Genomic DNA, 10,316 nt, shown 5'->3' on the forward strand with positions numbered 1-10,316 from the left:
TTGTTCGAGTACTAATTTAACGGCTTCTGCACGAAATGCAGCGGTATAACGACTTGCCATGACTTACCTCCAGAGATGATTTTATCTCAATTGAAGGTGTCCATATTTAGCAGCCTACATCATAATGTTCATTTGTCCCATTTGTCAAGTTCATGACTCACCTATATGTTCGCGTAGCAAGTTCGCTTCGCATGGTGTTTAAGGTTGAACAAGAAAAACTATCCAGCAAAGACTGACGACGCCATAGCGACTGGTTTAAGCCTGCACAGATGGCTCCCTTTTAAGTGGATCAAACTTACTCCCGCACCACAAACAAAGAGACTCCACTTCCGATTCCTACTCTGGAGAGAGCTAAAGGATGTTTTCCGCATAAAAAACGCCGCAGACGCGGCGTATTGTGTAATTAGGGTGGCGAAGATGCTATCGGCTCGGTTTATAGTGATCTAAAGTCCGCCTAATAGAGAAACGCTGAGTAACTAGTACATCCAGCACTTCATCAACCATTTCTTCGTGTTTAGTGGGCAGATTTGCTCCATATGAGTGCTTAAACACATCTTCGTAAACATCTGCTACGGACTCCTTGTACTGCTGCTGTAAAGGGTGGCTGTCATCATCAGACATCAAACTACTGGCCTTTCCAGCTAGCCACCGTCTCTCCTCGATTTCATGCTCAACGCGAGTCATGCTGCCACCTCTTCACCGCAAAAAGGTTATATTTGTTTTACCCCTGACGACTGGCGCACATTCACTGCAGTAAATTGCCCGATATTGGCGCAAAGGTGCTCGTGAACTGCTTTAACTACGGCGTGGTGCATTGGGTAGTCAATACTTTGGCCCATAATCTCGCTATGCAATTCTGATGCGTTACTGGAAAAGTCCATATCGCTCGGAATACCTTGCAAGTGCTGAATCAGCTCCAAGCTCGGAAACAGGTAGCGACCATCCGGCATTTCGATGTAAACCGCGTCTTTACATTGGCGTGATTGGCTTTTTAGCATGGTTGGTGATACGCAGCTATTCGGGCGAATCAAGCGTGCGCGGCCTCCAGTCAATCCATCTTGCAAGCTTTTCGTGTGGCTCACATCGCGGCAACCGTCAAGGAACGGCTCGATCTCAGTCCAAATTGATTCAGAGCGCATTTCGCCGCCAACAGGCATCGCAAAATCAGGGTACACACTCGCCACCAAATAGTAGCGCTCTCGGCGCGTGAATCCGCCGAACTCGCCAGCTTGCAAAATTGCTTCAGTAACGTGATAGCCCCACTTGCGCAGCTTAATGCTCAGTAACATGCCTTCTGCTGCGTTCATAAAGCCGCTTACGTTTTCCACGACGACAGTAGTGGGCATTATTGTTTCGATCATGCGCAGCGCGTCATAAACCAAATCGCGGGTAGTGCTTAGGTCGTCAATGCTTTGCTGCTTGAACTTGTTGGCTTTTGCCACGCTAAAGTCGTCGCATTGCAAAGAAATATGGGCGATTGCGATTTGTGGCCCCGCTTCAACGTGTTCACGAACCATGTTCCAATTGACGCGTGAAATATCTTCGTTGATCAATAGGCGTGGGCTGATGTTCGCCAAAGCGTTGAGTGCACCTGTCTCCGTCAAGTCGCGGTTATCGCGTTTCTCGTTTGGGCGGAATTCAAGCAATGAATCAATCTCGAAACCACAATCAACAAGGCATCGACCATCAATCCCCGACGACATTGCTAAGAAGGCCTGTAGCGGCATGCTTCCCGCGTCCTTCTGGCGCTTTCTGATTGAAAACGTGTGATTGGGTAACGGTCGTACCAAAATGCGGCCTGCGCTCATTGTGAAGTGTACGCGTTCTGTATAACTGGGAATTGCCGCATCAAGAACCGACTGAGAGCCGATTTCAATGACAGTTTCAAGCGGATTATTTTTTCGCTTGTTGTATGTTCGTTGGTAAACCTTCTGCTTACCTTTAGCAGAAAAGGTCAACTCCAGCCCGTTCATTTTGCCGACTGGTGCAACATCATGGCGATCACCCGCAGAAAACCCCATAAGCGGTAGCCAGTTGCTACTTAACCGAATTTTGCGCTTGCCGCCAACGCCACCAATTGCAAGCTCCTTGGTGATGACTTCAGGAACAAAATGACGACCAATCAAACCTGAAGGCTTCACCAGATTCAGTGCACTAAAAAAATCCAATTGCTGTTGCTGGTGCTGTTGAATACTCATTCCCCAATGCTGTACTTAAAAGATAAATTCCATAAAGGGTGTAGTTGCGTGGTCAGTCCACACATCAATACTGACTTTCACGAAACTCGTTTTAGCAGGCAAAAAAAAATGGCCCATCTTCAATGAGCCTTTTTTCTTCATTACTCGCATATCTTAATGCGTATATTTAGCAGCAACTTCGGCTTCATAGGTTTCTGCATCTTGTTTATTTGTAAAATCACCAACACAGATCACCCCACCCTCCACACAATGCAAAAAAACACTATAAAATTCAGGATTTTCATTAGCTTCGACACTTCGATAAGATTCATTCATCACTATAATTAAAGGCTGAATTTCTGTTGTATCAAATAATTCTTTGACATCGCCACATTCAAGCTTATCTGAACCAAGATACTCCTTAATTGATTGTTCAGCATAACGCTCGAATTTATGTTTGATTTCAATTACAGCATTTGCAGTATTCATCATTTTTCCTTTCTTTAAAGCATTTAATTAATATATCCATATTAGGCCATTATGGCCCATTCGTCAATGAGCGTATTAGTATTAAGTGCCTCCATAAAGCATAAAAATAAATACTAATAAATAATGAGGGATTCGGCTTTAATACCCTTAAGCATAAGCGAGCGGCTTATGCTTAAGGATGAAGATGTTAAGCAAACAAGGAAAGTTGACCTTCATAATTTAACGCTGCTGTTACAGCTTCTTCCGCAAACTGTTTTAGTTTCACCACTGGAGCCAAAGGGCGTTCCGTAACCGCTTCCGTTGAAGGCTTTAGAAGCTTTGCCACACTGCCCGCTGCAAATCGCCTCAAAGCCTCTGCAATGCAATCTCGTGCGACAGCTACAAAGCCCGCCGTGCAGATACTTTGCCCTAATGCTTCATGTTGATTGGTATTGCACATATCTGAAACTAGGTCATAAAGCACACCCTTAAACAGTGCATGTTCTCGGGGCGTGAATTCTCGAATCAGTCCATCACCATACGGAGAGGCGATCTTAGGGTCTGTTGATCGGATTTTAGCAATGCCCTTAGTTAGAACATTTACAGACGGAGAATCTTCGTTATAAATTTGCATTTTAAACCCGTTCCCCTTCTCTATATCGCGGACTTCCTTTTCTTTCATTGCCGCATAATCTCTCCACCGTGGATCACCTTGTGGTACAACTTCAAGTAAATCACCAAGCCGTTGTTCCTTGTGCTCTGGCTTAATGAGCCAGTTAAAATCAAATTCAATCCCTTCAGAAACTGCGACCAGACATAGGCGTCTTCTTTTTTCGAATGAATTAAATTCACTCGAATCAATGACTGTTTCATGAAGGTTATATCCCCACTCTTTCAGGGTGGTTCTTAAAATTGCCATTGATGCAGTATTCGAATATTGAGTAACGTTTTCAAAAACCAGAATAGCGCAATTAAATCGGGCCAATAACGAAAGGAAGGGAACAATCAAATGCCCAACCTGATCGTGTTGCTCTGCAAATGCCGTTCCTTTTGCTGACCGGCCTGCGGTAGAAGCAGCTGAGCACGGAATTCCAGCACATAATATGGATACGGGTTTAATCATATTTGATACATGGCGATCAAAAGCCAATTCTTGCATCGGAGAAGCAAGATATACAGTGTCTTCGTTCCAAATTGGATTGAATTCGCTGGCATTATCGAGCAACTCATCCCTTATCTCATTAGCAGCCATAAGTTTTGCAATAACCCCTCCCTGCTCTAACCCCTCGTGAATTGCATAATCCAGAATACCAGCGCCATGTGAGATAGAGGCAGTAGTAACGACACCATTTTCCAACTCAGTCTTGAGTTGAAGGTTGCGTTCATTTTTACGAAGTTCTACATCAGTTGGCTGGATATAAATCGCATCCTTCGTAGTAAGAACGCGCACCGATGATAAGCCCTCAAACATTCCGATGACTTTATGAGAATTTAAATCAATGACGCCTAATTCTTTATTGCCTCGTTTTTTAAGAGTGACCACACGATCACCACTTGGATCACGTTTTAAAATTAAGCATTTATTCGAAGCTTGTTTTTCTATTGAATAGCTATCCCCCACTTTAAAGCCAGCACGTTGAGTGTCTGCGCCATATAAATAGATGCGTGGGGCTTTGCGATGAATTGTCACGGCGCGAATTGCATAGGATTTCAGCAAAGGATTAACAGAATTGATTGCATTCATCGGAATAAGTCCGGTTAGGCCCAGCAGGAAGCTGAGCTTATTTATATTTATCATGCCAACTTCAGGACACTTCGAGTGATATCAATTATTTGATTTTCGAAATGCCAGCTTCTGACGCATTTAAAAAATATCGTTACTCTCGCCATATGTCAGAAGAAGTAGCTCATGCATGGCCACGATGCTTCGATCTAAAGCTTCGAAAAGGAGCGCAAAATCAAGATCACTGCTGGAGGTATTGGCCTGCGCTACGAGAAGGCCATAAGCTTCCATGTGACGATGCTGGGCGGTTTGATTATTCGTTGCGGTGACATTTGTCATTTAGATATCCTTCGGACTAATCCGGCTTCACCCTGATATGGGTTTAGTTGTGCGGTCTGGCCACACATCAATAATGAGCTATTTTATCCCATCAGTCAACCGATAGGGATCAGTACCGAGGGGATTTTTCTCATGACAATTTGAAGTACAAAAAGAAAAAAGCCTCGTTCGAGGCTTTTTTCTTTTGCAATGAGCACTTTAAATGGGATTTGACGCCATAAAGTTAACCATACCGACTAAACATTTCTGATAATGGACGGAAGTCTTAATTGCGTCTTAAACTGTCTTATTATTTTATACCTTATACGTCACTATATTTATTCATCTTTTTTGGGAAATAGAAATGCTCACGAAAGTAGCCATTGTTATCGCCCTACTCACTTCAACTTGTTTTGCTGAAACACTAACTGGACGTGTCATTGGCGTCCATGACGGCGATACTGCCACCCTCCTCACAGCGGACAACCAAACCATTAAAATCCGCTTAGCTCAAATTGATGCGCCCGAACTGGGTGGCCAGCCCTATGGTGATCGATCCAAGCAGTCTTTATCTGACTTAATTTATTCTAAAAACGTGACAGTCGAAATTGAATCTAAAGATCAATACAAACGATCCGTAGGCAGGATACTTGTAGGCGGTATGGATGCTAACTTAGAGCAGGTCCGGCGTGGTATGGCGTGGTTCTATGTTCAGTATGGCCGTGACGCCTCTTACCGAGACGCTGAGAGCAAAGCAAAAGAAAACAAGCTTGGATTGTGGGCTGATTCGGCACCAACACCTCCTTGGGCCTACAGGCGTGAATCCAAGTCCCAACCAGCACCACAAGCCAACTTCAACCTACCTAAATTAGCCACTTCTTCAAGTAGCTCATGTAGCAACAAGCATTACTGCAAAGAGATGAGCAATTGTGCTGAAGCACTCATGTATTTAAATCAATGCGGCGTAAAAAGCCTTGATCGTGATGGTGACGGAGTTCCATGTGAAAGTCTCTGTAAAACACCAACGACACGCTAACGTTCATTTAAATCCAGAAAAGAGTGGTAAATATTTAGCGGTATTCAGTTCGATATTTACCACTTTAAAATTTTTGATGAGCCATCAATTCTTCCCTGATATTGATGGTGCAAATATTGTTGTTTTCTTTGAGAAAAATGGGGTAAAGGCTAAAATAATTCAGGAAATAATTATTAATCAAACCGATGCGTATTCAATCAATTCGATCTTATATCACCAATATACAAGCCAGTTCTATGCTAGTGGCAGCGAATTACAGAGAAACAATGGCACGAATTGATAGCCACTACGTCCAGCTAAATGCACGACGCAAAACACCAATTTTTAGTACCTAGTGGCTAACTAAAATTGGCAAACCTCCTCAATCTTGAGTATGCCGTTCACCTAAATAAGTGAGCGGCATTTTATCCCCCAAGACGGCCAGAGTAAATGCTACTCTCATTTTATTCTTGATAAATTAAATCCCATAATAATTTTCAGACGCAGTAATTGTTGGATAATCTTTATTGAATAACTCTACAAACTTTACCAGATTAGATTTTATATTCATTATGTCTTCATAAAAAACTTGTCCAGATTGTTTAGAAACAATATCAATTATTTCTAGTTTAACTGTTTCTATATCATTTGGCTCAATATGAAAAATTACTGTATTTGACTCCGTGTCGTATACTGCTCCACGTACATGAGAATACATTCCACGCCCACTTCTGCTTTCCCACGAAGCAGAAATATGACAACCAATGCTGTCATTAACCTTTATAAAAGCATTCAATTCCCCATCATAGGAACGGAACAATTTTAATTTTTCATCCGGCAAATGGTCGTCCCAATTGTATAATTTCATTCTAATATCATCAGATCTTGCAACGCCCAAAGTTTCTATTTTAATATCATTCATAATTTAAATTCCAATTAAAATTAAATTTACTTTTAATAAAACCAACTAGTATTTTAATCATAGCGCTAGCACATACTACTTTTTCCACTCTATTGGTATTACCCAGCACCACTCTTCGTCACTTTTTGGAACTTCTGCACATTTATGGAATAACTGTTACACGTATAGCTATTCAAGAGGAATACTTGCCTTACCAAGGGCAACATGACGCGAAGAAAATGCTGCCCATGACATGCGAAGCGTTTCTAGCTGGGCTTGATCCAGTTTTAAATAATCTCCTAGCCAATCAACTGACAAAAGAAAAGCCTCCTTTACTGTTGAATATCGGCCCTGCTTCAGATTGAACTTGACGCACTTCCTTTTCAGACCTTTAGACTGACCAACGACAACTCTAATATAAATTGTGTTTCGCTTTGATAATTCTAAAACGTTGATATAACGTGGGGACCCATCTTTAGCGCATAAGCTGAACGTTGCATAAATGGAACCATTAAAATTTTTGGCTTGCTTGGCTTTCAAGTATCGGGTCTTCAACTGCCCATCAAGCTCATTAGCTATCTTTGCTTCAGTAGCGGCAACATTCTTAGGTACTGCACATCGCTGAATTTCTTTCGTTTCTCCAGAAATCCGAATACGAATCAAACTTTTAGTTCTATTTCTCTTTAGCGTTTTAGAGAATTTCATTGGGTACAGGCCCATCTAAAGCAATTTAGCTTTTTGTCGATTGTCATCTTCTCGCTGCCATTTTGCATAAAACAAGGAAAGTTGACCTTTATAATTTAACTTCGCACCAATATTATTAATTAATTTTCAACAGTTTTTCTCCGTGCTGAATTTTTACTTCGCCTAGAGCTGTACTCAACTCATCCATAAGCGCAATTCGCAGTGCTGTTCGAGTATCGGCGACTGGCTTTTCGTGGTACTCATCAACCAGCGCAAGTATGCGTTTCGATCGTGCAATTGCATCCGTCATAGATTAGGCCCTATCCACTTAAGTTTGAGTCGTTGAAGGCTCGGTAATTTCTAACTTCTTGCTGTTTTGCCGATTCTGTCTGCGTATGGTCTTTTCCGGTGGTTACGAGATAGCAACTAAATGATCACGCACTTTGGCTTGAAAGCGCTCTGCACCTGCAATAGCTTCTTCTTGGGTTTCAAATACATGTTTATCCGTCTCAGGATCAGTCACATACGCCTCGTCGATCATGGGCGCGAAACCGTCAACGAAATCCCCATCTTTAATTTCTTCCCAACGACCTGCATGAACTTGTCCCACTGCACATTTTTTAAGAGTCTCAATGCTTAAAGTCATAATTTTCTTTTCCTATTCGTTAAGCGTTGTATTCAAGTCGCGGCAATATGGCGTGCAGTTCTTCAATAGTAAATTCACCATTCAAACGGGCTAGCCCTTTTTCTTCATCCAGCACGATTTCAGCTTCGGAATCGTTGATAATCTGCTGCGCTTCGCTATGTGTCATCGCCGCTTTTTCGTTTAGTTTTGAATTAAGTTTGTAGCGGCTCTAAAATTAGCCGCTACTTCGCCAAATGCGGCCGCATGGGCCAGCGCCCACTCGTACATTTCGTTGTCTTGCTGCCCTTTTAACTCAAGATTAATCCGTAGCTTTAGCATCTCTTCGTGGCGCATATCAAGCCACTTAGAGAATGTCACAAGGTTGGTCACGCTAGCATGCACTCTGAACGCATCCATAGGCATGCCGGACAGCATCTTAGACAGCGGAACCATGCCCGCTGCGAGCATTTGCGCGTCAAGATCGCTTGTATCAGTCATAATTCATTTCCCTTAATCACCAGCCAATCGTATTGGCCGGGACATTGATACCATGATGAGTGAGTACCTTCTCACGGAAAGCCTCCCATTCAACAGGCCCAGCCCCCTCGTGAGTGCAATAAAGGCACTGGTTTGCACCTGCTAGTTGCGCACTCGCCGTTGTGTGGACATCGATCCCGAACCGCACGCTGAACCGACCTACGCATGAGCCATCCGCAGCATTCACCCAGACGGTTTTACCATCCAACGATACGTCGATTTCAGCTGCTATTGAATCAGCTTTTTTACAGTTACGGCTGCGCTTTGCTTGTGCCTTTTTCACCGCCTTCTCAGCAGATGTGGCGCTTATCTGCCAAGTTCCACACTCGGCATAATCAGGGTCGGTTGGCTTGCCGCCATAGCTCCAAGAGCCATTAGGGAAGCGAACTACAGTCCAAAATTGTTCCATAATTTTTTCCGATAAAATTATTTTTGCTAGACTCAAATCCATAATTTTTTCTGGTGTTAGTGACAATAAATCAGCGGCATATCGTCGCCAGACTTGAGCAGAATTTCAGCGTATTCGTGGTTTTTCGCCTCCGCACTTGTCATTCCGAAAGCCTGATATGCGGGAGTACCGAAACTAATACTATCTGGAGCTTCTTGGCCGATCAATTTAGCAATGGTCGTTGCTACTTCACGGCAAGCTATTAGTCTATCTGATACGGGCAACTCGCCAATAACCCGCGCAAATCGGTCATATTCTCGACCATTTGAATCGAGTGCTTGGTAAGGAATACTGCTGTAATTCATGGCTACTTTTCCGATTTATTTGCTAATTCATTCCCCGTTTCGGGCAAGTCTGACATATTAATTTCAGGATTCTTTGACATTTTTCTACCTTCGGAATGATCCGGAAATACCCACAACAGGGTTTAGTTATGTGGTCTAGCCACACATCAATAATGAGCTTTTTTGTCCCTTTTGTCAATTAATGAATGGCCGGTTTGCATCTATTGAATTGGGGTTCTGCCTCATGCAGCAAAAACACATGAAGTGCTACCCTTTGCAGCACCACTGCTATATTGCAATGGTAAAAAAAGACTGTTGAAAACCATTTGCTTATTAAGAGAAATGAAAAAAAACCGCCCTAAAACATCGTTCTAGGGCGGCTGAGTATAAAGCTCGCTTTAAAAGCTTTGCTGTGAATGCACATCGGGCTCCGCTTCATCATTAGACACTACCTCAAGAGCACGCTGTTTGGTCACTTGTGCGTTTGTCAGCATGTTGCTCTTCACATCGTCAAAACCAAGTAGTTGCCGAGAAACAGCTTCCGGGCTGCCACACCTAAAGCTGAAAATTTCACGATCAAAGAAGAATCACGATCAGACCATAAACCAATGTAGTAATAGCAACTGTAAGTAGCAGCCCACGTACCCCGCTTTTATCAAACGATGCACCACAGGTTGCAGCAAGACCCCCAATTGCAGATGAGGCCATCATGCCAATACCATGCTTCCAATCACCACCAATCAGCGGCATTAGCACTAACATAGAGACTAGCCCACCAACTACTCCCCAGAAGACCATCATTGCAACGTCTAGCCCCATCGGTTTATTCAAATAGACACCAAAAATCTTCATGATTGTTATACCTCAGTCGGTTTTTAATGGAAGCCAATAAGAAATTTAATGATTTTATTTGCGCGTTTTAAAAAAGGGAATAAGGCTTATTTTCCCCTTGATGCAGCTGAATATACCGGATCACCAGGGCGGTTTGGGTGACTTCGAATAAGCTTAACTATACCTGATTATGTCTCTTGCTCAACCTCCTTGCTCAAACCACCTAAAAGGCCTAAGGTGAACGAACGTTCTTTTTTGGAGTGGTCGTCATGGCAATCAACCCAATCCAGATGCAAAAGGGGCTG

Annotated in this window: 16 protein-coding genes; 2 read left to right on the forward strand and 14 right to left on the reverse strand. The window is 43.0% G+C overall.

All coding sequences use genetic code 11. The features are described from left to right. Positions 1–420: 420 nt before the first annotated feature. From R6242_RS21515 to R6242_RS21535, 5 genes are all read right to left on the reverse strand, one after another. Positions 421–684, reverse strand: a complete 264-nt coding sequence (locus R6242_RS21515) for a hypothetical protein (protein ID WP_318430827.1) — start codon at positions 682–684, stop codon at positions 421–423. 26 nt (positions 685–710) lie between these two features. Further along, positions 711–2,198, reverse strand: a complete 1,488-nt coding sequence (locus R6242_RS21520; protein WP_318430829.1) for a DNA cytosine methyltransferase — start codon at positions 2,196–2,198, stop codon at positions 711–713. 153 nt (positions 2,199–2,351) lie between these two features. After that, positions 2,352–2,669 (reverse strand): hypothetical protein, encoded by a 318-nt coding sequence (locus tag R6242_RS21525; protein ID WP_318430831.1) that lies wholly within the window; start codon positions 2,667–2,669, stop codon positions 2,352–2,354. A 184-nt stretch (positions 2,670–2,853) separates the two neighbouring features. Next, a complete protein-coding gene (locus R6242_RS21530) occupies positions 2,854–4,443 on the reverse strand; it encodes a DNA cytosine methyltransferase (protein WP_318430833.1) in 1,590 nt (529 codons plus the stop codon). Between the two features lie 66 nt (positions 4,444–4,509). Further along, positions 4,510–4,707, reverse strand: coding sequence for a hypothetical protein (locus R6242_RS21535; RefSeq protein WP_318430835.1), 198 nt, complete (start codon positions 4,705–4,707; stop codon positions 4,510–4,512). Between the two features lie 343 nt (positions 4,708–5,050). Here R6242_RS21535 and R6242_RS21540 point away from each other — a divergent pair, with 343 nt between their 5' ends. Next, positions 5,051–5,722 carry a thermonuclease family protein gene (locus tag R6242_RS21540; RefSeq protein ID WP_318430837.1) on the forward strand — a complete coding sequence of 224 codons (672 nt, stop codon included), beginning with the start codon at positions 5,051–5,053 and terminating at the stop codon, positions 5,720–5,722. After that, positions 5,688–6,002, forward strand: coding sequence for a hypothetical protein (locus tag R6242_RS21545; RefSeq protein ID WP_318430839.1), 315 nt, complete (start codon positions 5,688–5,690; stop codon positions 6,000–6,002). Before R6242_RS21540 ends, R6242_RS21545 begins: the two co-directional genes overlap by 35 nt. Before the next feature lie 177 nt (positions 6,003–6,179). Here the strand turns inward: R6242_RS21545 and R6242_RS21550 are convergent, their stop codons facing one another. From R6242_RS21550 to R6242_RS21590, 9 genes are all read right to left on the reverse strand, one after another. Continuing rightward, positions 6,180–6,623, reverse strand: coding sequence for a hypothetical protein (locus R6242_RS21550; protein ID WP_318430841.1), 444 nt, complete (start codon positions 6,621–6,623; stop codon positions 6,180–6,182). Between the two features lie 168 nt (positions 6,624–6,791). Next, complete coding sequence (locus tag R6242_RS21555) at positions 6,792–7,307, reverse strand: hypothetical protein (protein WP_318430843.1); 516 nt, start codon at positions 7,305–7,307, stop codon at positions 6,792–6,794. A gap of 115 nt (positions 7,308–7,422) precedes the next feature. Then, the gene (locus tag R6242_RS21560) at positions 7,423–7,596 is read right to left on the reverse strand and encodes a hypothetical protein (protein WP_318430845.1); all 174 of its coding nucleotides are present in this window, start codon (positions 7,594–7,596) and stop codon (positions 7,423–7,425) included. 102 nt (positions 7,597–7,698) lie between these two features. Next, entirely contained in the window at positions 7,699–7,932 is a 234-nt protein-coding gene (locus R6242_RS21565; RefSeq protein WP_318430847.1) for a hypothetical protein, read from the reverse strand. 19 nt (positions 7,933–7,951) lie between these two features. After that, entirely contained in the window at positions 7,952–8,098 is a 147-nt protein-coding gene (locus R6242_RS21570) for a hypothetical protein (protein WP_318430849.1), read from the reverse strand. A gap of 14 nt (positions 8,099–8,112) precedes the next feature. Then, on the reverse strand, positions 8,113–8,409 hold the full coding sequence (locus R6242_RS21575) for a hypothetical protein (RefSeq protein WP_318430851.1): 297 nt from the start codon (positions 8,407–8,409) through the stop codon (positions 8,113–8,115). 16 nt (positions 8,410–8,425) lie between these two features. Continuing rightward, complete coding sequence (locus R6242_RS21580) at positions 8,426–8,899, reverse strand: hypothetical protein (protein ID WP_318430853.1); 474 nt, start codon at positions 8,897–8,899, stop codon at positions 8,426–8,428. A gap of 14 nt (positions 8,900–8,913) precedes the next feature. Continuing rightward, a complete protein-coding gene (locus tag R6242_RS21585; protein ID WP_318430855.1) occupies positions 8,914–9,201 on the reverse strand; it encodes a hypothetical protein in 288 nt (95 codons plus the stop codon). Between the two features lie 555 nt (positions 9,202–9,756). After that, positions 9,757–10,032: a hypothetical protein gene (locus R6242_RS21590; protein WP_318430857.1), complete on the reverse strand. Its 276-nt coding sequence runs from the start codon at positions 10,030–10,032 to the stop codon at positions 9,757–9,759. Positions 10,033–10,316: the final 284 nt, after the last annotated feature.

The sequence above is a fragment of the Iodobacter sp. CM08 genome, from assembly GCF_033446605.1.
Taxonomy (GTDB): Bacteria; Pseudomonadota; Gammaproteobacteria; order Burkholderiales; family Chitinibacteraceae; genus Iodobacter.